Annotated in this window: 18 protein-coding genes; 15 read left to right on the top strand and 3 right to left on the bottom strand. The window is 54.6% G+C overall.

Annotation, left to right across the window (positions count from 1 at the left end; translation table 11 throughout):
• The first annotated feature begins 30 nt into the window (after positions 1-30).
• A complete protein-coding gene (msbA, locus tag JHD74_RS04670; protein ID WP_024529852.1) occupies positions 31-1776 on the top strand; it encodes a lipid A ABC transporter ATP-binding protein/permease MsbA in 1746 nt (581 codons plus the stop codon).
• A complete protein-coding gene (gene lpxK / locus JHD74_RS04665) occupies positions 1776-2753 on the top strand; it encodes a tetraacyldisaccharide 4'-kinase (protein WP_074028966.1) in 978 nt (325 codons plus the stop codon). Before msbA ends, lpxK begins: the two co-directional genes overlap by 1 nt.
• A 1-nt stretch (position 2754) precedes the next feature.
• Here the strand turns inward: lpxK and JHD74_RS04660 are convergent, their stop codons facing one another.
• Positions 2755-4161 carry a VOC family protein gene (locus tag JHD74_RS04660; protein WP_024529850.1) on the bottom strand — a complete coding sequence of 469 codons (1407 nt, stop codon included), beginning with the start codon at positions 4159-4161 and terminating at the stop codon, positions 2755-2757.
• 517 nt (positions 4162-4678) lie between these two features.
• Between JHD74_RS04660 and JHD74_RS04655 the strand changes: the two genes are divergently transcribed.
• The 6 genes from JHD74_RS04655 (at position 4679) to JHD74_RS04630 (ending at position 9130) form a co-directional block, all read left to right on the top strand.
• Positions 4679-4888 (top strand): cold shock domain-containing protein, encoded by a 210-nt coding sequence (locus JHD74_RS04655; protein WP_021804914.1) that lies wholly within the window; start codon positions 4679-4681, stop codon positions 4886-4888.
• Between the two features lie 221 nt (positions 4889-5109).
• Positions 5110-5331, top strand: coding sequence for a cold-shock protein (locus JHD74_RS04650; protein WP_021804913.1), 222 nt, complete (start codon positions 5110-5112; stop codon positions 5329-5331).
• A 110-nt stretch (positions 5332-5441) separates the two neighbouring features.
• Positions 5442-6701, top strand: coding sequence for a winged helix-turn-helix domain-containing protein (locus JHD74_RS04645; RefSeq protein ID WP_199061834.1), 1260 nt, complete (start codon positions 5442-5444; stop codon positions 6699-6701).
• 469 nt (positions 6702-7170) lie between these two features.
• The gene (locus tag JHD74_RS04640; protein ID WP_021804911.1) at positions 7171-7353 is read left to right on the top strand and encodes a Trm112 family protein; all 183 of its coding nucleotides are present in this window, start codon (positions 7171-7173) and stop codon (positions 7351-7353) included.
• Entirely contained in the window at positions 7350-8099 is a 750-nt protein-coding gene (gene kdsB, locus JHD74_RS04635) for a 3-deoxy-manno-octulosonate cytidylyltransferase (RefSeq protein ID WP_024530368.1), read from the top strand. The genes JHD74_RS04640 and kdsB overlap by 4 nt, the downstream gene beginning before the upstream one ends.
• Positions 8100-8233: 134 nt before the next feature.
• On the top strand, positions 8234-9130 hold the full coding sequence (locus JHD74_RS04630) for a YcbJ family phosphotransferase (protein WP_024530369.1): 897 nt from the start codon (positions 8234-8236) through the stop codon (positions 9128-9130).
• Here the strand turns inward: JHD74_RS04630 and elyC are convergent.
• A complete protein-coding gene (gene elyC / locus JHD74_RS04625; RefSeq protein WP_074028974.1) occupies positions 9127-9900 on the bottom strand; it encodes an envelope biogenesis factor ElyC in 774 nt (257 codons plus the stop codon). The genes JHD74_RS04630 and elyC overlap by 4 nt on opposite strands.
• A 152-nt stretch (positions 9901-10052) precedes the next feature.
• On the opposite strand from elyC, the gene cmoM reads away from it, so the two are divergent.
• From cmoM to JHD74_RS04590, 7 genes are all read left to right on the top strand, one after another.
• Positions 10053-10838 carry a tRNA uridine 5-oxyacetic acid(34) methyltransferase CmoM gene (cmoM, locus tag JHD74_RS04620; RefSeq protein WP_024484594.1) on the top strand — a complete coding sequence of 262 codons (786 nt, stop codon included), beginning with the start codon at positions 10053-10055 and terminating at the stop codon, positions 10836-10838.
• Complete coding sequence (gene mukF, locus JHD74_RS04615; RefSeq protein ID WP_024484593.1) at positions 10835-12157, top strand: chromosome partition protein MukF; 1323 nt, start codon at positions 10835-10837, stop codon at positions 12155-12157. The genes cmoM and mukF overlap by 4 nt, the downstream gene beginning before the upstream one ends.
• A complete protein-coding gene (gene mukE / locus JHD74_RS04610) occupies positions 12138-12866 on the top strand; it encodes a chromosome partition protein MukE (protein ID WP_024484592.1) in 729 nt (242 codons plus the stop codon). Before mukF ends, mukE begins: the two co-directional genes overlap by 20 nt.
• Positions 12863-17302, top strand: coding sequence for a chromosome partition protein MukB (gene mukB / locus JHD74_RS04605; RefSeq protein ID WP_024530371.1), 4440 nt, complete (start codon positions 12863-12865; stop codon positions 17300-17302). Before mukE ends, mukB begins: the two co-directional genes overlap by 4 nt.
• A 219-nt stretch (positions 17303-17521) precedes the next feature.
• On the top strand, positions 17522-19372 hold the full coding sequence (gene ldtD, locus JHD74_RS04600) for a L,D-transpeptidase (protein ID WP_199061832.1): 1851 nt from the start codon (positions 17522-17524) through the stop codon (positions 19370-19372).
• 180 nt (positions 19373-19552) lie between these two features.
• Entirely contained in the window at positions 19553-20101 is a 549-nt protein-coding gene (locus tag JHD74_RS04595) for a YcbK family protein (RefSeq protein WP_021804901.1), read from the top strand.
• A gap of 68 nt (positions 20102-20169) precedes the next feature.
• The gene (locus JHD74_RS04590) at positions 20170-20817 is read left to right on the top strand and encodes an MBL fold metallo-hydrolase (RefSeq protein ID WP_199061830.1); all 648 of its coding nucleotides are present in this window, start codon (positions 20170-20172) and stop codon (positions 20815-20817) included.
• Positions 20818-20878: 61 nt separating this feature from the next.
• Here the strand turns inward: JHD74_RS04590 and JHD74_RS04585 are convergent, their stop codons facing one another.
• A complete protein-coding gene (locus JHD74_RS04585; protein WP_024530374.1) occupies positions 20879-22069 on the bottom strand; it encodes an amino acid aminotransferase in 1191 nt (396 codons plus the stop codon).
• Positions 22070-22312: the final 243 nt, after the last annotated feature.

Below are 22312 nucleotides of genomic sequence, written 5' to 3'. Positions count from 1 at the left end.
GCCGCTATTTCTTCCGATGCTGGTATTTGCATGATGAATGATAAAGATCTCTCCACCTGGCAGACGTTCCGTCGCCTCTGGCCGATGATCACACCTTTTAAAACCGGTTTGGTAGTCGCTGCCGTGGCGCTGGTTTTAAACGCCGCCGGGGACACGTTAATGCTGTCCCTGCTCAAACCGTTATTAGACGACTTTGGTAAAGCCGATAGCCGAGTGTTGCATTGGATGCCGCTGGTCGTGATTGGCCTGATGCTGATGCGTGGCATCACCAGCTATGTCTCCAGCTATTGTATTTCCTGGGTGTCTGGCATGGTGGTGATGCAGATGCGCCGTCGTCTGTTCGGTCATATGATGCGAATGCCGGTGGCCTTTTTTGACCAGCAATCAACAGGAACTCTGCTTTCACGTATTACCTACGACTCGGAACAGGTAGCGTCATCCTCCTCCAGCGCGTTGGTTACCGTGGTGCGTGAAGGGGCCTCGATCATCGGCCTGTTCATCATGATGTTTTATTACAGCTGGCAGCTCTCGCTGATCCTGATCGTGCTGGCACCGATCGTCTCCTTCGCGATCCGCCTGGTCTCCAAACGTTTCCGCAATATCAGTAAAAACATGCAAAACACCATGGGGCAGGTGACGACCAGTGCAGAACAGATGCTGAAAGGGCATAAAGAAGTGCTGATCTTTGGTGGTCAACAGGTGGAAACCGAGCGCTTCAACACCGTCAGTAACCGCATGCGTCAGCAGGGGATGAAGCTGGTTTCGGCTTCTTCTATTGCCGATCCCATTATTCAGTTGATCGCCTCATTGGCATTGGCGTTTGTGCTGTTTGCAGCAAGCTTCCCTAGCGTGATGGATACGCTGACAGCCGGTACCATTACCGTGGTGTTCTCCTCCATGATTGCCTTGATGCGTCCACTGAAATCCTTGACCAACGTGAATGCCCAGTTCCAGCGCGGGATGGCGGCCTGCCAGACGTTGTTCTCGATCCTGGATCTGGAACAGGAAAAGGATACCGGTACTCGTCAGGTTGAGCGCGCCAAAGGCGATATCGAATTCCGTCATGTGACCTTTGCCTATCCGGGGCGTGAGATCCCGGCGCTGCGTGATATCAATCTGAGCATTTCAGAAGGTAAAACGGTGGCGTTGGTTGGCCGTTCGGGTTCGGGTAAATCGACGATTGCCAACCTGTTGACGCGTTTCTACGACGTGCAGGAAGGGCAGATCCTGATGGATGGTCACGATCTGCGGGAATATACCCTGGCTTCGCTGCGCGATCAGGTTGCTCTGGTCTCACAGAACGTCCATCTGTTCAACGACACCATTGCCAACAACATTGCCTATGCTCGTGAAGAGCGCTACAGCCGTGAAGAGATTGAGAAAGCGGCGCGTATGGCCTATGCCACCGACTTCATTGATAAAATGGAGCATGGTCTGGATACGGTGATTGGTGAGAACGGCGTGATGCTTTCCGGTGGTCAGCGTCAGCGTATTGCCATCGCTCGTGCCTTGTTGCGAGATTGCCCAATCCTGATCCTGGATGAAGCCACCTCCGCGCTGGATACCGAATCCGAGCGTGCGATCCAGGCGGCCTTGGACGAACTGCAGAAAAACCGTACCTCATTGGTGATTGCCCACCGTCTGTCGACTATCGAGAAAGCCGATGAGATCCTGGTGGTTGAAGATGGGCGTATCGTTGAGCGTGGCCAGCATGCCGAGTTGATCGAGCAGAAAGGGGCTTACGCACAACTTCACCGCATGCAGTTTGGTCAGTAATGATAGAGCGCATCTGGTCCGGTAGTTCACTGGTTTACCTGCTGCTGTTGCCGCTCTCCTGGCTGTATGGCCTGGTGAGCGGCCTGATCCGCCTTAGCTACCGCTGCGGCTTGCGCAAGAGTTGGCGTGCGCCAGTGCCGGTGGTTATCGTGGGGAACCTCACTGCGGGTGGCAACGGTAAAACACCGATGGTGATCTGGTTGGTTGAACAGCTGCAACAGCGTGGCTACCGGGTCGGCGTGGTTTCCAGAGGTTACGGCGGCAAGTCGGCGGTCTATCCGCTGGTGCTGGATGCTCAGACTACCACCCGGCAGGCCGGTGATGAACCCGTGCTGATCTATCAGCGAACCGGGGCGCCGGTGGCTATTTCGCCAAAACGTGCCGAAGCGGTGCAAGCCTTGTTGAATCAGGGCGAGCTTGATTTGATCATCACCGACGATGGCCTACAGCACTATGCTTTACAGCGTGATTTTGAGCTGGTGGTGATCGATGGCGTTCGTCGCTTCGGTAACGGTTGGTGGTTACCCGCTGGCCCAATGCGTGAGCGTGTGTCTCGCTTAAAGACGGTGGATGCCTGTGTGGCAAATGGCGGTGTTGCCCAACCGGGGGAAATCGCCATGAAGCTCCAGGCGCAGGATGCGGTGAATATCGCCAGCGGTGAACGCCGCCCGGCGATCGAATTACCTCACGTAGTGGCGATGGCAGGGATAGGTCATCCCCCAAGGTTTTTCGCCACGCTAGAAAAGTTGGGGGTTGAGGTCGAGCGCGAGGTGGCCTTTGCCGATCATCAGGAATACAACCACGGGCAGTTAGCCGCATTGGCGAGCCAAGGCCAAACGCTGCTGATGACCGAGAAGGATGCGGTGAAATGCCGTTCCTTTGCCCAGCCTGACTGGTGGTATCTGCCGGTTGAAGCGGTACTTCCCACCGAGCAGGCCGAGCAATTGTTGCAAGGGATCCAGAAGTTAATCAAATAATCTAAGCTTCCAAAGCGTGCAAGCCCAAGGCTTGCGCGCAAGCTTGCAGTGAGCGCTGCTGCGTTTGCTGATAAAGCGTCAATTCATCAATCACGCCTGCCCCTAATGCCTGTTCAAACGCCGCACGGCTCGATGCCGCTGCGTATTGCGTATGGCGGCTATCTCCCAGATTAGACTGAAAAATTCCGGCGGCGCTGACCGGCAGGAAATCCTCATACACCAACGGCTGGAAGCGGATGTAGTCCAGTGCGATGAGCTGTTCGAGCGTGCTGTGCTGCTCAACCGTCTCTTTAGCTGCCAGCCCGCATTCGGTAGGGAAATAGCGGAACCAGGCTAATTGCTGCACGCGTAGTGCATTGTAATCATCCGGGAAGGCCTGGAAATGTTCAGCCAGCAGTTGGTAATAGCGTGGAGCATTATCTTCCGTAGCCGGAACCTGTAATGCATCCTGCGCGGCCTGCAGCAGGCGATCGTAAAGCGCACGCCCTTTGGCGGTTAGGGCGACTCCCCGTTGCTCAATCTCACCGAAACGCGCGGTATGATGCCCCACAACCTGATGACCGTCAGGTTCGATAAACAGGACTTGTTCCTCTAACGCTTTGAAACTGGTCTGGCGTAACAGAATAGGGCAGTGGCGCGTAGGCGGGCCTTCGATCACCGCTTTGGGTGGGATCCCGCGTTCTGGCATTGCCGCCTGTACCCGATCGATATCCAGCGTTCTTGGCGTCAGATGGTTGATATGTGGCCCTTTGAAGGCAACGATATCGGCGATCAGGCGATGTTGATTGTGCAACTGTTGATATTCACTGGCGCTGACGGTGGCCAAACGGTGCCAACGGAAGGTTTCGAGCGCCTGGGCAACAAATTCTTGCGCCTGTTCGGCATCCAGACCGCCCTGGATTTCATGTAACGCTATCAGCTCCAAAGCCCGCTCGGTAAAAATGCAGCGGCGATCCAGCAGTCGTTGTGCCAGCTCGCGCAGCGCCACATTCTCAATCAGTTCCAGTCGTAGCAACGAAGTAAAGATGCGAAACGGGCTGACTTGCAGATCGGCTTCATGTACGGCCCGAAAGGCGGTGGAGTGGACGGGGACTCCGGCAGCGGTCAGATCGTAATAACCCACCGGAGACATGCCCATCACGGCAAACAACCGGCGTAAGGTTTGCAATTCAGCTGCCGTGCCGACGCGGATAGCGCCGTGGCGCTCCATCGATAATCGACCGATTTCACCGGTAATCTGTAACCCATGGGCCAGGGCTGAATCTTTACTCAGCACCTCCCGGTTGGTTTCAGCGACCAGTTCGATCAAGTCACCGTACAGTGGCACCTCTTGTTGATACATGGCCGACATTGCCAGGGAAAATTTGGCGCGAATGTCATTCGGCGAGACGAAGTGCTGGTCGATCATACTGCTAGCTCCTTAGCTCAATAAAATCTGAAAAATGCGGCTTAGGCCGCCAATAGTGCTGGCTAGATGACCCCTCACCGTGTTTTTGACTCAAGTCTAGACAGTTGGTTCATGATTTGTTATCGATTGGCTAACGATATTAGTGTTTTATGCGTTGGCTCTCATTTGCAGGTATAACTCCAAGTGGTGAGTGATGAGCTAAAGGCTCCCTCGATGAGTTTAAAATAAGCTAAATTTTAACTATTAAAATCAGTGTGATAGGAATATTCTGGGCGAGTGTAGCTAAAAAGTGTGATAAACCTCTTGTCTTGATGATGAGTTTATGAGTAAATGCATACCGGCCTGTGATGCAGCGCTATTTATGTACGAGTATAGATTAAGTAGTTCCTCCCAAGACGTTATCATCTGATTCCGCTTCAAAGACGAACCTTCTAAGTACCTCCCATAAGTAATGATTCTGAAAAACGGCCAAATTGCCATAGGGCAGGTTTTTGTAAATATTTAAAAGGTAATAGTAATGTCTAAGAAGACTGGTCAGGTTAAGTGGTTCAACGAAAGTAAAGGTTTTGGTTTCATTGAACAACAAGATGGCGGCAAAGATGTATTCGTACACTTCTCTGCAATCATGACCGAAGGTTTCAAGACTCTGGCAGAAGGCCAGCGTGTTGAGTATACCATTCAGGACAGCCCGCGCGGGCCGGCTGCCGCCAACGTTGTTGCTCTGTAAGTTTACAGGGAATAGCGTATAGAGAGCTTAATACAACCATAATGACGCGTTTATGCTGAGTTATGCGGAAGATATTAAGCTCAACAAGCCCGCCGCAGTGCGGGTTTTTTAATTTTTGCTCACGAGAGGTTTGTTACGAAAAACTTTAGGATGGGCTGGTAGCGTCCACACAATAACAAAAATAACGTTGTGAAGGATGCTCAAGTGAAAGGATATAAAATATGTTTAAGAATACAATGCTAAAAATGGGCCAGGTAAAATGGTTTGATCAGGCTCAAGGCTATGGTGTTATTTCACCGGTCGATGGTAGTGACGAAATTTATGTTAGCCGCCGTGCTATCGCCAATACCAAAAACAAGTCATTAAACGAAGGTCAGAACGTCGAGTTCTCGATTTATCGTAGCTCTCACGGGCTGTCAGCGGCAGACGTTATCGCGTTCTGACCCAAACTTTCCTCGCCAGTGCCGGTGCCGCCACCCCATGCACTGGCGAAGAAAATTTCCCCAGGATCCTCTATCATCAGGCCATTGCTCAATGACCCTTGGATATCAGGATGCCAATCCCCGTTATTTCGCTTTCCTCTGCCCGCGCGCTTCATCTTGCCGCTCAAGGGCTGCTATCCCCAATTAAACGCCAGGCTTGCCCCGATGATGTGGTGACCGCCATCGATCGTATGGGCTTGCTGCAAATTGACACCATTAGCGTGGTGGCCCGCAGCCCTTACCTGGTGCTGTTCAGTCGCCTGGGCGATTATCGGCCAGAATGGCTGGAACAGGCGTTGGCTAGTCGCAAACTGTTTGAGTACTGGGCGCACGAAGCCTGTTTTCTCCCCATCGATGACTTTGGTCTGTTACGCCACCGTATGTTGCAACCGCAGGGAATGGGGTGGAAATACTCGCAGGAATGGGTGCAACAGCACCAACAGGCTATCGATGAACTGCTACAGCATATCGCGGTGCAGGGGCCGGTGCGTTCGGCCGATTTTAGCGCCGAAAAGAAAGGCGCTAACGGCTGGTGGGATTGGAAGCCGGAAAAGCGTCATCTGGAAATTCTGTTTACCTCTGGCAAGTTGATGGTGGCTGAACGCCGTAATTTTCACCGTGTCTACGATCTCACCGAACGTTTATTGCCGCAGTGGGATGATGATGTGCATGCTTTACCCGAGGCGATGGCGCAACAACAGATGCTCACCCGCAGTTGCCGCTATCTCGGCGTGTTTAAAGCCGAATGGCTGGCGGATTATTACCGATTGAAACGCGTCTCCCCCAAACCGTTGTTGGCAACGCTATTACAGCAGGGAGAGATCTCCCAGATCGCTATCGACGGGCTGGAAGGGGAATTTTATGTCCATCAGTCGCTGGCGGCCGAGTTGGCGCTAGCGGAACAAGGGAAGTTGAAATCCACGGTAACCTGCCTGCTGTCTCCTTTTGATCCGGTGGTGTGGGATCGTCGGCGCGCGCTGGAACTGTTCAGCTTTGACTATAGGCTGGAATGCTACACGCCAAAAGAAAAACGCCAGTACGGCTATTTTACCTTGCCGCTGTTGCAGCGGGGCGAACTGATTGGCCGAGTAGATGTGAAAATGCACCGCAAGCAGGGCGTTTTTGAAGTGATCAGTTTCCATCTTGAATCTGGGGTCAAGCTGGGCAAGCAGCGTTGTCAGGATATTCGTCAGGCAATCACCCGTACGGCGAAATGGCACGGGGCGCAGCAGGTCTCGCTAGGAGATGTACCCGCATCGCTGGCAGCAGAGTGGGGGCAAGGCTGGGGAGTTCCCTCACCCCAACCCTCTCCCACAGGGAGAGGGAGCTGAAAGTCCCTGCTCTGTTGGAAGACAGAAGATAATCTTAGCAATACGTCAGGGATTCGCCATGTCCTATAGGTGCTGGTATCAGATATGGATTTCAATCAGTAACAGGATTAATGTTAAAGGCGTGTACCGTAATTAAGTTGTGGCACGTTAAGTCCCCCCTCCTGGGGAAGAGGGTTAGGGTGAGGGCGTTTTCTTGGCGTTACGGACACAACCTAAGCTTTGTTAGTTGCTGTAGTTGGCAAACAGCGCGATGATTTTATGAAGACGTTTGATCATTTGCAGGTTCTCATTTTTTTTGTGATGTATATCACAAAAAATTCTACGCCTGCTAATGAGGTGATTCAACCCCCGCAGAAAAATTTCCCGTTCGGCAACCCTCTGAGCAAATCAGGCGGTGATTAACCGGCCCTATGGCGTTATGCTATCCTCACGCACTTTCCTTGTTAGCATATCTTCCCCTGGAGGAAGCATGGATCACCGTTTACTCGAAATCATTGCCTGCCCGGTTTGCAACGGTAAGCTCTATTTCAACAAAGAACATCAGGAACTGGTCTGCAAATTGGACGGCCTGGCCTACCCATTACGTGATGGTATTCCGGTATTGCTGGAAAACGAAGCGCGTACTATCCCACTGGACGAGAAACACGCATGAGTTTTATCGCTATCATCCCGGCGCGTTATGCGTCCACTCGCTTGCCGGGTAAACCGTTGGCGGATATCCACGGTAAGCCGATGGTGGTGCATGTGATGGAACGAGCCCGTGAATCAGGGGCTTCCCGCGTGATTGTCGCCACCGATCACCCAGAGGTGGCCAAAGCGGTCGAGGCTGCCGGCGGTGAAGTTTGCATGACCAGCCCGGACCACCATTCCGGCACCGAACGCCTGGCGGAAGTGATCGAGAAATGTGGCTTTGCCGATGATGAAATCATTGTCAATGTGCAGGGCGATGAGCCGATGATCCCGCCGGTTATCGTACGTCAGGTGGCAGAAAACCTGGCGGCCAGCAGTGCAGGGATGGCCACGTTGGCGGTGCCGATCGAAACCGCAGAAGAAGCCTTCAACCCGAATGCGGTCAAGGTGGTAATGGATGCACAAGGCTATGCGCTCTATTTCTCACGCGCCACCATCCCTTGGGATCGTGAGCGTTTTGCTCAGTCAAAAGAGAGTATTGGCAACAGCCTGCTGCGGCATATCGGGATTTATGCCTACCGTGCCGGTTTTGTCCGCCGCTACGTCAGTTGGCAACCAAGCCAGCTGGAACAGATTGAACTGCTGGAGCAGCTGCGCGTGCTGTGGTACGGCGAAAAGATCCACGTCGCGGTGGCGCAGGCCATTCCGAGCGTCGGTGTTGATACCCCAGAAGACCTGCAACGAGTGCGGGACAGCATCAAGCGTTGAGTTGTCTATTGGCCGGAGACCCCGGCCATCTCAATTCCCTGATTTACCCCTTTTATTGATCTGCATTGAAGAATTTCTCCGCTCACCGTTCAATGATGACTGATGCTTATCCTTAATCTGGAGGGTTTCGTCCCATGGAGCAGCTGCGTGCCGAATTGAGTATTGTGCTGGGAGAGTCCGTCGGTCGTCTGGAACGCGTCAGCGAACAGCCTTATGCCCATCTTTATTCACTGTACGATCGCCAGGATCATGCGATCCCACTGATGGCGAAAAGCTTCGTCTGTGAGGGCATTGCCCAGCAGGAAGCTTACAAGCTATCCATGTTGGCGCGTGAAGGAGACATTCGTCTGCCAACGGTGTTTGGCGTGGTTTACACCCGGCAAGCGCCCTACAAAGAGATTTTGCTGATCGAACGGTTGCGTGGCGTGTCGGTCGAGGCGCCAACCCGGACTTTGGCCCGTTGGGAAGCCTTGATGGACCAGATTGTCGACGGCATGCTGGCTTGGCACCGTATTGACAGCCACGGCTGTGTGGGCACGGTAGACAGCACGCAGGAGAATGATTGGTGCAGCTGGTACCAGCAGCGTATCGAGGTGCTTTGGTCAACTCTGGGTAATCTTAACTCGCCGCTGTTAAGCATGGCAGATCGCCGTCTGTTGTACCGCACGCGCGAAATGTTGATCGACTTCTTTGCCGATTTTGACGACCCTTGCGTGCTGGTGCACGGCAATTTGGGCTTGCGCAGCATGTTGAAAGATGCCAAAACCGATCAACTGCTGGCGATGCTCAACCCAGGCATGATGCTGTGGGCGCCACGGGAATATGAGCTGTTCAGGCTTTGCGAGGCGGGGATGCCGGATCAACTGCTGTTCCACTACCTACAGCGTGCGCCGGTGGCAGAGTCCTTCCTGTCTCGTCGTTGGCTTTATGTGGTGTGGGAGGCGGTAGCCAGGATGATCCATACCGGCAAGCTGGATCGCCCGGCGTTCGATCAGGCCGCACAACAGCTACGGCCGTGGTTGGCTCACTAATCGCTGCTGGTCTCACTGTCACCTTTTAGCTGCTGCCACAGGCTGCCCAGCGTTTCGTATGCGGCCCGTTCGCTGTGCCCAAGGAACATCGCGGAAGGCATCACCCGATCCCAGATATTCAGCGGAGAGGTAATGGCCAGTTGATTGGCCGGAGCCGGGATTGGATGCAGGCCCTGAGCCTCAAAGAAGCGCATGGCACGCGGCAAGTGATTGGCGGATGTCACCAGCGCAAACGGCTGTTGCCCTACCAATTTGGCGACCTCTGCGGCTTCCTGTTCGGTATCCCGCGGGCGGTCCACCAGCACGATGTCGTTGGCAGGCACGCCCAGGCTTTCCGCCACCAGTGCTGCGGTGGCCGCGCTGCTTTGCGTTTTCGCGCCTTTTCCACCGGTAAAGACCATCTTGCTACCCGGGTGCGACAGGTATAGCCTGACGCCTTCGGTCACCCGTGGCAGGCTGTTGTTGAGCAGGTTAGAGCTAGGAGCCCAGTCTGGGTTATAGGTATAACCGCCGCCAAGCACCACGATATAGTCAATCTGGCCGTTGCCTCTATAGGTCGGGTAACTGGATTCTAACGGCCTCAACAGGCGATCGGCGACCGGTTGCAGGCTGAGCAACAGCAACAGCAGCCAGCTCAGGCTTAATATGACTTTGCCGCTTTTCTGCCAACGGGTAAACCACAGCAGCAATAATGCCAGCCCCATTAACAACAGCAGGGCGGGTAGAGGCATCATCAGGCCACCAATAAATTTTTTTAAGTGAAATAACATCAAAAATCAGGTCCTTTTGGGCGAAAAAACGACATCTGGCCGCATTCATGCTGCAAGAAGATTTATTCTAAGCCAGTCTGTGCCAAAATAGCAGGTTTGAATGGGCAGGCGCTTTGCCGTCGGCCAAGATAGAATCAGCGGAGCCGTTGTCCATGCAGGATCGCAATTTTGACGATATTGCCGAGAAGTTTGCGCGTAATATTTACGGCACCACCAAGGGGAAAATCCGTCAGGCGGTAGTCTGGCAGGATCTGACCACGCTGCTGGCCCAGTTGCCACAGCGGCCGCTGCGCATTCTGGATGCTGGTGGGGGCGAAGGCCACATGGCCTGCCAACTGGCAGAATTAGGACATCAGGTCTTGTTGTGCGATCTTTCTGGTGAGATGATCCAACGCGCTGCGTTGCTGGCCGAGCAGAAAGGTGTGAGCCAGAACATGCAATTCATACAAAGTTCGGCGCAAGAGATTGGTCAGCATTTGGCACAACCGGTCGATCTGATATTGTTTCATGCGGTTTTGGAGTGGATCGCCGAACCACAGGTGGCATTACAGGCGTTGTTTGATTGCCTGGTGCCTGGCGGCGCACTGTCACTGATGTTCTTTAATGCCAACGGTTTGTTGATGCGTAATGTGGTGTTGGGCAATTTCCAACTGGTAGATCCCGAGGTCAGGCGGCGTCGCAAGCGCTCGCTGTCGCCGCAGTATCCTCATAGCCCACCGCTGGTCTACGGCTGGTTGGAGCAGATGGGTATGCAGATTTCAGGCAAAACCGGCGTGAGGGTTTTCCATGATTATCTGCAAAGCAGGCAGCTACAGACCCAAAAATTTGAAGAGTTACTGGCGCTTGAACAGCTTTATTGTCGGCAAGAGCCTTACGTGAGTTTGGGGCGCTATATTCACGTCTCGGCGCATAAACCGAACCTGAAGGACGAACTATGAGTGAATTTTCCCAGACAGTACCCGAACTGGTCGCCTGGGCACGGAAAAATGATTTCTCTATTTCGCTCCCCACTGAGCGTCTTGCGTTTTTGCTGGCTATCGCCACGTTAAATGGTGAGCGGCTGGACGGCGAGATGAGCGAAGGTGAGCTGGTTGATGCATTTCGCCATGTCAGCAAAGGGTTTGAACAGACGCATGAAACGGTGGCGATACGCGCCAACAATGCGATTAACGACATGGTGCGCCAGCGCCTGTTGAACCGTTTTACCAGCGAGTTGGCGGATGGCAATGCCATCTATCGCCTGACGCCGCTGGGCATTGGGATTACCGATTACTATATCCGCCAGCGTGAGTTTTCGACCCTGCGCCTTTCCATGCAGTTGTCGATCGTGGCGGAAGAGTTAAAGCGTGCCGCAGACGCTGCCGAAGAAGGCGGCGATGATTTCCATTGGCACCGCAACGTCTTTGCCCCGCTGAAATACTCGGTAGCGGAGATCTTCGACAGTATCGATCTGACCCAGCGCCTGATGGATGAACAGCAGCAGAGCGTGAAAACCGATATTGCGGCGCTGCTCAACCAGGATTGGCGTGCGGCGATCTCCAGCTGTGAGATGTTGCTGTCGGAAACCTCCGGTACCTTGCGTGAACTTCAGGATACGCTGGAGGCCGCAGGTGATAAACTCCAGGCCAACCTGCTGCGTATTCAGGATGCCACGCTGGGTGAGATGGAGCTGGGCTTTGTCGATAAGCTGGTGTTTGATTTGCAAAGCAAGCTGGATCGCATCATCAGTTGGGGCCAACAGGCGATTGACCTGTGGATCGGCTATGACCGCCACGTGCACAAGTTTATCCGTACCGCCATCGATATGGATAAAAACCGCGTGTTCGCCCAACGCCTGCGCCAATCGGTACAAAACTACTTCGATAACCCTTGGACGCTGACCCATGCCAACGCCGATCGTCTGCTCGATATGCGAGACGAAGAGCTGGCGTTACGCAGTGAGGAGGTCACCGGGGAACTGCCGCCAGATCTGGAATATGAAGAGTTCAGCGAAATTCGCGAACAGCTGGCAGCGATGATCGAACAGGCGCTGAAGGTTTACCAGGAACAAAAAATGCCGCTCGATTTAGGGGCAGTGATGCGCGATTATCTGGCGCAATATCCGCGTGTGCGTCACTTTGACGTTGCCCGCATAGTGGTCGACCAGGCAGTGCGCCTTGGTGTGGCTGAAGCTGATTTTTCAGGGTTGCCCGCGCAGTGGCAGGCAATCAATGATTACGGAGCCAAGGTACAGGCCCATGTCATCGACAAATATTGAACAAGTAATGCCAGTCAAGCTGGCCAAGGCATTGTCTAATACGCTGTTTCCGGCGTTGGACAGCCAATTGCGCGCAGGTCGTCACATCGGTATCGATGAATTGGACAACCACGCATTCCTTATGGATTTTCAAGACGAGCTGGAAGAGTTTTATACCCGTTACAGCGTCGAGCTGATCCGGGCGCCGGAAGGGTTCTTCTATTTGCGCCCGCGCTCGACCACGCTCATTCCACGCTCGGTGCTTTCCGAGCTGGACATGATGGTCGGCAAAATCCTGTGTTACCTCTATCTGAGCCCCGAGCGCCTGGCGCACGAAGGTATTTTCAGCCAGCAGGAGCTGTACGATGAGCTGCTGAGCCTGGCGGATGAGAGCAAGCTGCTGAAGTTCGTCAACCAGCGCTCCACCGGTTCGGATCTCGATCGTCAGAAGCTGCACGAGAAAGTGCGCTCCTCGCTCAATCGCCTGCGCCGTCTGGGCATGGTGTATTTCATGGGCAATGACAACAGCAAATTCCGCATTACCGAGGCGGTGTTCCGCTTCGGTGCCGATGTGCGTAGTGGTGACGACCCGCGCGAAGCCCAGTTGCGGATGATCCGCGACGGTGAGGCGATGCCGGTTGAAAACAGCCTGTCACTGAACGATGACGTTGATGCGGAAGATGCGCAGGCAGAAGCCACCCCGGACAGTGCAGAGGATGAACAGGAATGATTGAACGCGGTAAATTTCGCTCACTGACGCTGGTTAACTGGAACGGTTTCTTTGCCCGAACCTTTGATCTCGATGAGCTGGTCACCACGCTTTCGGGCGGTAACGGGGCCGGTAAGTCCACCACCATGGCGGCCTTCGTCACGGCGCTGATCCCGGATCTGACGCTGCTGCACTTTCGTAACACCACCGAAGCCGGTGCCACCAGCGGTTCACGCGACAAAGGCCTGCACGGTAAATTGCGTGCAGGTGTCTGCTACTCAACGCTGGACGTCGTCAACTCACGCCACCAGCGTGTGGTGGTCGGGGTTCGTCTGCAACAGGTAGCGGGGCGCGATCGTAAGGTCGATATCAAACCTTTCACCATTCAGGGGCTGCCAACGGCGGTGCAACCGACCGAACTGCTGACCCAAACCGTGGGCGAACGTCAGGCTCGAGTCCTCTCGTTGCAGGAACTGAAAGAGCGTGTGGAAGAGATGGAAGGGGTGCAGTTCAAGCAGTTCAACTCCATCACAGATTACCACGCCCTGATGTTTGATCTGGGGGTGCTGCCCAAGCGCCTGCGCACTTCTTCCGACCGCAGCAAGTTCTATCGCCTGATCGAAGCCTCGCTGTACGGCGGGATTTCCAGCGCCATCACCCGTTCTCTGCGTGATTACCTGCTGCCGGAAAATGGCGGCGTGCGTAAAGCGTTCCAGGATATGGAAGCTGCGCTGCGCGAGAACCGCATGACGTTGGAAGCGATCCGCGTCACCCAGTCGGACCGCGATCTGTTCAAGCATCTGATCTCCGAAGCGACCTCGTACGTTGCCGCAGACTACATGCGCCACGCCAATGAACGGCGTATCCATCTGGATGGGGCGCTGGTATTGCGCAACGAGTTGCTGAGCAGCCGCAAACAGCTGGCCGCCGAGCAGTTCCGTCACGTTGAAATGGCGCGTGAGCTGGCTGAACAAAGCGGTGCCGAATCCGATCTGGAAACTGATTATCAGGCCGCCAGCGATCACCTCAATCTGGTGCAGACCGCAATGCGCCAGCAGGAAAAGATCGAACGCTATGAAGGCGATCTGGAAGAGCTGACCTACCGTCTGGAAGAACAGAATGAGGTTGTCGCCGAAGCGAGCGAGCAGCAGGCGGAAAACGAAGCGCGTGCCGAGGCCGCAGAACTGGAGGTGGATGAGCTGAAAAGCCAGCTCGCCGATTACCAGCAGGCGCTGGACGTGCAGCAAACTCGCGCCATTCAATATCAGCAGGCACTTCAGGCTCTTGAACGCGCCCGTGCGCTGTGCCAGGTGCCGGAACTCACCGCCGAAAATGCCGAAGAGTGGCTGGATACCTTCCAGGCGCGTGAACAGGAAGCGACAGAGTCCCTGTTGCAGTTGGAACAAAAGTTAAGCGTGGCGGATGCCGCTCATAGCCAGTTCGAGCAGGCCTATCAGTTGGTGGGTAAAATTGCGGGCGAAGTCAGCCGTAGTGAAGCCTGGCAAACTGCGCGTGAGCTATTGCGTGACTGGCCTTCGCAGCAGCATCAGGCCGAGCGTGTGCAGCCGTTGCGGATGCGTTTGAGCGAGCTGGAGCAACGCTTGCGCTCGCAGCAGGATGCCGAGCGTCTGTTGCAGGAGTTCTGTAAACGTCACGGGCAAAGTTATCAGCCGGATGAACTTGATGCCTTGCAGCAAGAGCTGGAAGAGCGTTTGGAATCGTTGTCGCAAAGCGTCAGCGAGGCCGGTGAGCGCCGGATGGAAATGCGCCAGGAGCTGGAGCAGATCCAACAGCGCATCAAAGAGCTGACCGCCAGGGCACCGATTTGGTTGGCCGCGCAGGATTCACTGACCCAGCTCAGCGAGCAGAGCGGTGAAGCCTTCGAAGATGGTCAGCAGGTTACCGAATACATGCAGCAACTGCTGGAGCGCGAACGCGAAACCACGGTTGAACGTGATGAAGTGGCCAGCCGCAAGCGCGAAATCGAAGCGCAGGTTGAGCGCCTCAGCCAGCCGAGCGGGGCAGAAGATCAGCGTCTGGTGACGCTGGCGGAGCGCTTTGGCGGCGTGCTGCTGTCGGAAATCTATGACGATGTCACCATTGACGATGCCCCTTACTTCTCCGCGCTGTACGGCCCGTCGCGCCACGCCATCGTGGTGCCGGATCTGTCGCTGGTGCGCGAGATGCTGGAAGGGTTGGAAGATTGCCCGGAAGATCTCTACCTGATCGAAGGGGATCCGCAGTCGTTTGACGACAGCGTGTTTGCCGTCGAAGAGCAAGAAAAAGCGGTGGTGGTGAAAATCGCCGATCGCCAGTGGCGTTACTCGCGCTACCCTGAGGTGCCACTGTTTGGCCGTGCTGCCCGGGAAAATCGCCTGGAAGTGCTGTACGCAGAACGTGACTCATTGGCCGAACGCTACGCCACCTTGTCATTTGACGTGCAGAAAACCCAGCGTTCTCACCAGGCGTTCAGCCGCTTTATCGGTTCACACCTCGCCGTGGCGTTTGACGCGGACCCTGAAGCGGATATCCGTGCTCTGAATAGCCGGCGGGGTGAAATTGAGCGTGCGCTCAATAACCACGAAGCGCAGAACCAACAACAGCGTCAGCAATACGATCAGGCCAAAGAAGGCATTTCCGCGCTCAACCGCCTGATGCCGCTGGTCTCACTGTTGAATGATGAAACCTTGCAGGATCGTGTCGAAGAGATCCGCGAGGAAATGGAAGAGGCGCAGGATGCTGCGCGCTATATCCAACAGCACGGCGTTTCCTTGGCCAAGCTGGAGCCCATGTTGTCGGTGCTGCAAAGCGATCCGGAGCAACATGAGCAGCTACAGCAGGACTATGTACAAGCCCAGGCCACCCAACGTCAGGCCAAACAGCAAGCCTTTGCCCTGACAGAAGTGGTGCAACGCCGCGCGCACTTCAGCTATACCGACTCTGCCGGTATGCAGAATGCGGATAACGATCTCAACGATAAACTGCGTCAACGCCTGGAACATGCGGAAGCGGAACGTACCCGTGCCCGCGAGCAACTGCGCCAGTATCAGACCCAGTTTACGCAATACAGCCAGGTGCTGGCCTCGCTGAAAAGCTCTTATGACGCCAAACGCGACATGCTTAAAGAGCTGAGCCAGGAGCTGGTGGACATTGGCGTGCAGGCCGATGCCAATGCCGAAGCCCGCGCGCGTCAGCGTCGGGACGAATTACATGCCTCGCTGAGTAATAACCGTAACCGCCGTAACCAGTTGGAGAAACAGCTGACCTTCTGCGAAGCGGAAATGGACAGCCTGCAAAAGAGACTGCGCAAGCTGGAGCGTGATTATTACCAACTGCGTGAGCAGGTGGTGACCGCCAAGGCGGGCTGGTGTGCCGTGATGCGTCTGGTGAAAGACAACGGTGTTGAACGCCGTCTGCACCGTCGTGAACTGGCCTACATGGACGGTGACGAGCTGCGTTCGATGTCGGATAAGGCATTGGGTGCGCTGCGTCTGGCGGTGGCGGATAACGAACATCTGCGTGACGTGCTGCGCCTGTCGGAAGATCCGAAACGCCCTGAGCGCAAAATCCAGTTCTTTATCGCGGTCTATCAGCATCTGCGCGAGCGTATCCGCCAGGATATTATCCGCACCGACGATCCGGTCGAAGCTATCGAACAGATGGAGATCGAACTGGGTCGCCTGACCGAAGAGCTGACCGCGCGCGAACAGAAACTGGCGATCAGTTCGAAGAGCGTGGCGAACATTATCCGCAAGACCATTCAGCGCGAGCAGAACCGTATCCGGATGCTCAACCAGGGGCTGCAAGCGGTTTCCTTCGGTCAGGTGAAGAGCGTGCGCTTGAATGTCAACGTGCGGGAAGCTCATGCCACCTTGCTGGATGTGCTCTCCGAGCAGCAGGAACAGCATCAGGACCTGTTTAACAGCAACCGTCTGACCTTCTCGGAAGCGTTGGCCAAGCTGTATCAGCGCCTGAATCCACAGATCGATATGGGTCAGCGCACGCCGCAAACCATTGGTGAAGAGCTGCTGGATTACCGTAACTACCTGGAGCTGGAAGTGGAAGTCTTCCGTGGCTCCGACGGTTGGCTGCGGGCAGAAAGTGGCGCGCTGTCTACCGGGGAAGCTATCGGTACCGGCATGTCAATTCTGGTGATGGTGGTGCAGAGCTGGGAAGAGGAATCACGCCGCCTGCGGGGTAAAGATATTTCGCCTTGCCGCCTGCTGTTCCTTGATGAAGCCGCGCGTCTGGATGCCAAATCTATCGCCACGCTGTTTGAGCTGTGCGATCGTCTGGAGATGCAGTTGATTATCGCCGCGCCAGAAAACATCAGCCCGGAAAAAGGAACCACCTATAAACTGGTGCGTAAGGTGTTCCAGAACCATGAACATGTGCACGTGGTTGGCCTGCGAGGGTTTGCCAGCGAACAACCGGCTTTAGACCCGGTGTCGGAATAAACGTCACAAAGCTAAAAAAGTGCACTATAAATCTGAAAATAGCCGCCTGAAGGTGGCTATTTTTTTGCATGACGAGGATGATAGGCGTGTTTTTTTGCCGGTGGTAAGCTGGGATGAAACAGTTATTTACGGCGCCGAGAGCAAAAGCGCCGTTCTGTTTGTATACTGAAACTAATAATAGTCTGTGCGGTATTTTTGTGAGCCTACAGGGGGCAAGGGATGTTGCTTAAAAATGGAAACTCAGTACGACGTCTGGCATTGAGTTGCGCAATAGCGTGTGGTTTTGCCGTGTCGTTTTCCGCATGGGCAACCGTTCCGGCGTTACCGGTGGCGTCATCGTCATCGGGAATGTCCGTGGCACAAAGTCGTGCCGAACTGCTTGCGGCATTGCCGAAAAGCGTTGTGCCATATTATCTCTCCACTTTGGCACCGCTGTACGCTGCCAACCAGATGCAGCCTATGTGGCAAGATCGGGAAGCGGTACAGCAATTTCAGCAGCAGCTGGCTGAGTTGGCAATTTCTGGCGTACAGCCGCAGTTTACGCAATGGGTAAAACTGCTGACCGACCCGCTCATCACCGATATGGCGCGTGATATTGTGCTGTCGGATGCGATGCTGGGTTATTTGCAGTTTGTTTCCTCAATCGGGGCCAATGGCAACAACTGGCTGTACAGTAACATTCCTTACAAGCTGAAGGTGCCGGCGAATACGGTGATCAACCAGTGGCAGCTCTCGATGCATCAGGGCAAATCGCTGGCCTACATCAATTCGTTGGCCCCGCAGCATCCTCAGTACGCCAAAATGCACTTGGCGCTGCGCGAGATGCTGGCTGATGGGCGCCCGTGGCCACAAATGACCAATGGAGCAAGCCTGCGCCCAGGTCAGCTCAGCGACGATATTCCTGCACTGCGCGATATTCTGGCGCGTACCGGGATGCTGGTCGCCACTCCGGCGGTAGCAGCCGCTTCATCTGAACCTGAAGTCACCAACGCCAACGCGGCCACTCCGGCGGTGGATGATGACCTGTCGGTGGATGAAGAGAAGAATCGTGTGACCGCAGGCGCTGTTGTCAGCCCTGGAGCAGCACCGATCAAAGATCTTGCGCCATCTCCAGAAGTGACTGCGCAAGTACAACCTGCCAGTCCAGTTTCCGTAACGGATAATCGTTACACCGAAGATCTGGTGGAAGGGGTCAAACGTTTCCAAACCTGGCAGGGGCTGACGCCTGATGGTGTCATCGGTACCCGGACGCGTGAGTGGCTGAACGTTTCGCCACAAATGCGTGCTTCACTGCTGGCGTTGAATATCCAACGCCTGCGCATTCTGCCAGGGCACGTTGATACCGGCATAATGGTCAACATTCCGAACTACTCGCTCACCTACTATCTGAACGGTAATGAAGTGTTATCTTCGCGGGTGATTGTTGGCCGTCCTAGCCGCAAAACGCCGTTGATGAGCAGCGCGTTGAATAACGTGGTGGTCAACCCGCCGTGGAACGTGCCAACCAAGCTGATCCGTGAAGATATCGTGCCCAAGGCCATGCATGATGCCAGCTATTTCCAGAAACATGGCTACCGGGTGTTCTCGGGTTGGAGCAACGATGCGGAAGTGATCGATCCGGCCATGATTGATTGGGCCGTAGTTTCGCCACGCAATTTCCCTTACCGCATCCAGCAGGCGCCAGGTACCAGCAACTCGTTAGGGCGTTTCAAGTTCAACATGCCGAGCTCGGATGCCATCTATCTGCATGACACCCCGAACCACGGCCTGTTCCAGAAGGATATCCGGGCGTTAAGTTCTGGCTGTGTGCGCGTTAACAAGGCTTCCGATTTGGCCAATATGTTGTTGCAGGATGCCGGTTGGAACAACGCGCGTGTTTCCTCCACGTTGAAAGGCGGCAATACGACGTATGTGAACATCCGCCAGAACATCCCGGTGCAGCTGTATTACCTGACGGCCTGGGTCTCTGATGATGGTAAGCCACAGTTCCGCACAGATATTTACAATTATGATGCGACAGTGAGATCGGGTGCACAAATTTTGGCTCAGGCCGAAAAATTGATGCAATAAATGCAGTAATTCTAGATAAATAACGGTCTGAATGTCTGGCCAGTAACAGGCACTGTTTTTTGTGAGTGCTGGTAAACCACAGCGTATCGCGGGTTGACTCCGCATACGCTGGCGGTTATGGTTCGGGCAGTGCGCAGTTTTGTGCATATATTTTGACATTCTTGCCGGGTTTAAAGAGTCATGGACAAAATTGATCATCATCGCCGTAAATGGCTGGCGTTAGGTAGCGCCGCCGTGGGTATCGCACTGCTTCCAGGGCAGGCGTTTGCCAGTCTTTCTACCTCTCGCCCACGTATTCTGTTGTTGAACAACCTCAATACCGGCGAATCCATCAAGGCCGAGTTCTTCAACGGTAAGGGTTACAATAAAGAAGAATTGGCGCGCCTGAACCACATCTTCCGTGACTATCGGGCCAATAAGGTCAAGAGCATCGATCCGGCTCTGTTTGATCATCTCTATCGCCTACAGGTGATGCTGGGTACCAGCAAACCGGTACAGCTGATTTCCGGCTACCGTTCAATGGCGACCAATACCGAAATGCGTGAGCACAGCCGTGGCGTGGCCAAGCAGAGCTACCACACCAAAGGCCAGGCGATGGATTTCCATATCGAAGGGATCCAGTTGAGTAATATCCGTAAGGCCGCGTTAAAAATGCGTGCTGGCGGGGTAGGCTATTATCCACGTAGTAACTTTGTGCACATCGATACCGGCCCGGTGCGGACCTGGTAATCATTGTGCATCATGATCGCTGAATGGCACCCGCCCCTTGTGCGTGGTGCCGTTGTCGTTGGAGCTTTATGAAATACCATATTATCCCCGTTACGGCGTTCAGTCAGAACTGTACGCTCATCTGGTGCGATGTGACCAAACAGGCCGCTCTGGTCGATCCTGGTGGCGATCCGGAAAAACTGAAGGCCGCCATTGCCGAAAAGGGCGTGCAGATTAGCCAGATCTTACTGACGCATGGCCATCTCGATCACGTAGGTGCAGCGGCAGAAATGGCCGAGTATTATCAAGTGCCAATCTATGGACCGGATAAGGAAGATGCCTTCTGGCTTGAAGGTTTGCCAGCGCAGAGCCGTATGTTTGGCCTGGATGAATGCGCCGCTCTAACGCCGACCAAATGGCTGGAAGAGGGGGATAAAGTGCAGGTGGGCGAAATGTCGCTGAACGTACTGCATTGCCCTGGTCATACGCCTGGTCATATCGTTTTTATCAACGAACAGGCGCGTTTGGCATTGGTGGGTGACGTGTTGTTCAACGGTGGCGTTGGCCGCAGCGATTTCCCGCGCGGTGACCATCAGGCGCTAATCGCTTCAATCCGCAGCAAATTACTGCCTCAGGGCGATGATATGGCGTTTATTCCAGGACATGGGCCGATGTCTACCTTTGGCCATGAACGTCAAACCAACCCGTTCCTGCGCGAAGAGCCAGCCATCTGGTAGAGCTCTCCCATACAAAACAACAAAGGGGCGCATATGCGCCCCTTTTCAATGCTAAATCCGCTTACAGCACGGCAACGATGGCTTCGCACAGCGGCGCCATATTGTCCGGCGTCATCCCCGCCACGTTAACGCGGCCGGAGTTAACGGCATACACGCCAAATTCATCACGCAGACGCAGAACCTGTTCTTTGGTCAGGCCGCTGAAAGAGAACATGCCGTTCTGGTTGATGATGAAGCTGAAATCCTGCTGCGCCCCTTTTTCCTGCAGGGTATTAACGAACAGCTGGCGCATACGATGAATGCGTTGACGCATGTCGGTCAACTCTTGTTCCCAAATGGCGCGCAGCGCTGGGTTACCCAAGATAGTGGCAACTACGGCGGCACCGTGTGATGGCGGGTTCGAGTAGTTGGCACGGATCGCGGCTTTCACCTGGCTGAAGGCACGCTCGGCGGTTTCTGCATCGGCAGCCACCACGGTGCAGGCACCGACACGCTCGTTATACAGGCCGAAGTTCTTCGAGTAGGAGCTGGCAACGATCAGTTCCTGATGTTTGGCTGCAAAGATACGCAGACCCTGCGCATCTTCTTCCAGGCCCTTGGCGAAGCCTTGGTAAGCGAAGTCGAACAGCGGCAACCAGCCTTTGGCTACGGACAGTTCAGCCAACTGAGCCCATTGTGCTTCGGTTGGATCGATACCGGTAGGGTTATGGCAGCAGCCGTGGAATAGCACCACGTCGCCAGCCTGAGCCTGGTTCAGGCTGGTGAGCAGGCCGTCGAAGTCCAGCGCATGGTTGGCGGCGTCGTAATAATTGTATTCCAACACTTCCAGGCCAACGGCACCAAAGACGTTTTTATGGTTTGGCCAGCTTGGGTTACTGACCCAGATACGCTTGGCGCTGGTCTGGTTGGCAATAAAGTCGGCCGCTACGCGCAGGGCACCGGTACCACCAGGGGTTTGCGCGGTACGGGCACGCTTGTCGGCAATGATTGGGCTCTGCTTGCCGAACAATAGCTCTTGCGTGCAGCTGGCAAATTCAGGAATACCTTCAATGCCCAGGTAGTTTTTGGTGGTCTCATTTTCCAACAGATACTGCTCAGCTTTCTTGACGCTGGTCAGCACCGGCGTTTTGCCCGTTTCGTCTTTATAGACGCCAATACCCAGGTTGATTTTATTCTCACGCTTGTCGGCGCGGAAAATGTCGGTCAGACCCAGAATTGGGTCGGCAGGTGCAGCGATGATTTTTTCAAACATGTCAGATGCTTCCATGGCCTAGAGTTAAGCAGACAGAAACATCAGGGTAGCGCCAGTTATCGCCTTTGCCAACCGTTTGCGAGAAAAACACCTCGATCTTGTGACGGCGGCAGATTCAGCACAAAAAATGACGGGGAAGGGCGGATTGGCAGAATAAAAAATGGCGCAAAGCGCTAAAAATAAAAACAGGGCCGAAGCCCTGTTTTTTAACTTAGCTGACGGTAAACCGTCATCAAGTGCAAC

The sequence above is a fragment of the Serratia sp. ASV30 genome (assembly GCF_016428815.1).
Taxonomy (GTDB): domain Bacteria; phylum Pseudomonadota; class Gammaproteobacteria; order Enterobacterales; family Enterobacteriaceae; genus Chania; species Chania fonticola_C.
Note: the sequence above shows the minus strand (reverse complement) of the source record. Positions and strands in the feature narration are given on the sequence as shown.

What these genes read in the sequence shown, in the direction of transcription:
- JHD74_RS04660 (WP_024529850.1), bottom strand. Translation starts at nt 4,161, where the DNA reads ATGATCGACCAGCACTTCGTCTCGCCGAATGACATTCGCGCCAAATTT.
- mukE (WP_024484592.1), top strand. Translation starts at nt 12,138, where the DNA reads ATGTCATCGACAAATATTGAACAAGTAATGCCAGTCAAGCTGGCCAAG.
- JHD74_RS04590 (WP_199061830.1), top strand. Translation starts at nt 20,170, where the DNA reads ATGAAATACCATATTATCCCCGTTACGGCGTTCAGTCAGAACTGTACG.
- cmoM (WP_024484594.1), top strand. Translation starts at nt 10,053, where the DNA reads ATGCAGGATCGCAATTTTGACGATATTGCCGAGAAGTTTGCGCGTAAT.
- elyC (WP_074028974.1), bottom strand. Translation starts at nt 9,900, where the DNA reads ATGTTATTTCACTTAAAAAAATTTATTGGTGGCCTGATGATGCCTCTA.
- lpxK (WP_074028966.1), top strand. Translation starts at nt 1,776, where the DNA reads ATGATAGAGCGCATCTGGTCCGGTAGTTCACTGGTTTACCTGCTGCTG.
- kdsB (WP_024530368.1), top strand. Translation starts at nt 7,350, where the DNA reads ATGAGTTTTATCGCTATCATCCCGGCGCGTTATGCGTCCACTCGCTTG.
- JHD74_RS04640 (WP_021804911.1), top strand. Translation starts at nt 7,171, where the DNA reads ATGGATCACCGTTTACTCGAAATCATTGCCTGCCCGGTTTGCAACGGT.
- mukB (WP_024530371.1), top strand. Translation starts at nt 12,863, where the DNA reads ATGATTGAACGCGGTAAATTTCGCTCACTGACGCTGGTTAACTGGAAC.
- msbA (WP_024529852.1), top strand. Translation starts at nt 31, where the DNA reads ATGATGAATGATAAAGATCTCTCCACCTGGCAGACGTTCCGTCGCCTC.
- JHD74_RS04595 (WP_021804901.1), top strand. Translation starts at nt 19,553, where the DNA reads ATGGACAAAATTGATCATCATCGCCGTAAATGGCTGGCGTTAGGTAGC.
- mukF (WP_024484593.1), top strand. Translation starts at nt 10,835, where the DNA reads ATGAGTGAATTTTCCCAGACAGTACCCGAACTGGTCGCCTGGGCACGG.
- JHD74_RS04650 (WP_021804913.1), top strand. Translation starts at nt 5,110, where the DNA reads ATGTTTAAGAATACAATGCTAAAAATGGGCCAGGTAAAATGGTTTGAT.
- JHD74_RS04585 (WP_024530374.1), bottom strand. Translation starts at nt 22,069, where the DNA reads ATGTTTGAAAAAATCATCGCTGCACCTGCCGACCCAATTCTGGGTCTG.
- JHD74_RS04655 (WP_021804914.1), top strand. Translation starts at nt 4,679, where the DNA reads ATGTCTAAGAAGACTGGTCAGGTTAAGTGGTTCAACGAAAGTAAAGGT.
- JHD74_RS04645 (WP_199061834.1), top strand. Translation starts at nt 5,442, where the DNA reads ATGCCAATCCCCGTTATTTCGCTTTCCTCTGCCCGCGCGCTTCATCTT.
- ldtD (WP_199061832.1), top strand. Translation starts at nt 17,522, where the DNA reads ATGTTGCTTAAAAATGGAAACTCAGTACGACGTCTGGCATTGAGTTGC.
- JHD74_RS04630 (WP_024530369.1), top strand. Translation starts at nt 8,234, where the DNA reads ATGGAGCAGCTGCGTGCCGAATTGAGTATTGTGCTGGGAGAGTCCGTC.